The sequence below is a fragment of the Thiorhodococcus drewsii AZ1 genome, assembly GCF_000224065.1.
Classification (GTDB): domain Bacteria; phylum Pseudomonadota; class Gammaproteobacteria; order Chromatiales; family Chromatiaceae; genus Imhoffiella; species Imhoffiella drewsii.
Genome location: NZ_AFWT01000131.1, coordinates 1 through 739 on the forward strand (window position 1 = coordinate 1; position 739 = coordinate 739).

Annotated in this window: 1 pseudogene; it reads right to left on the bottom strand. The window is 62.4% G+C overall.

Features of this window, described 5'->3' with window-relative positions:
• Positions 1 to 589 (bottom strand): annotated as a pseudogene (locus THIDRDRAFT_RS23375) (transposase family protein); the annotation flags it as partial.
• Positions 590 to 739: the final 150 nt, after the last annotated feature.

A 739-nucleotide genomic window follows, 5' to 3' on the forward strand; every position in this document is an offset into this window, starting at 1 on the left:
GAACGGCGCCTTGGCGATCAGGCGCTCGAGAAAGCCACTGGCCGAGGCCGCCGACTTGTCATCAAGGATCTCGACGTAGACCCAGCGGGTGGCACGGTCGATCGCCGCGAAGAGGTATTTTCGGCGGTCTTCATCGGGCATCTGGGGCAGGTACTTGACGTCGACGTGGACGAACCCAGGCGCATAGTCCTTGAAGGTCTTCACCGGACGCTTCGCGGTGTCCGCCTCCTGCGGGATCAGGGACTTGAGATTGGAGATCCCGTGGCGCCGCAAGCACCGATCGAGTGCCGAACGCGAGGCCACGGGGTGGATGAATTCGCGGGTAACCGCCAACAGATCGTCGAGCGGCAGCAACAGCGTTTCACGCAGGGCCACCACGAGGACTTCCTGCTCGGGCGAGAGCGTCGTTGAGAGCCGGTGTGGGCGGTGCGAAGCATCTTCGACCACCGTGCGTCGTCGCCACTTTCTCACCGTCTGCACCGAGAGGTTGTACTGGGCGGCGAGGACCTTGCTCGGCAACGTGGAGGCTTGCAGTTCACGACGAATCGCCGGAGTGGTGCGGGCATTTCTTGTGCAGGCGGATTTCCATCGGCAATCAGGCTCCCGGGCTGTGGGCTGTTCCGCGAGCGATGGCTTTGTGGACCATGTGCTCTAGCACCTCGCGGGCTCGGAACAAAGGATAGCTCCGTCGAGGCAGATAATCACACGGGACGTAACATTTACCCATAACTCGCCCCTG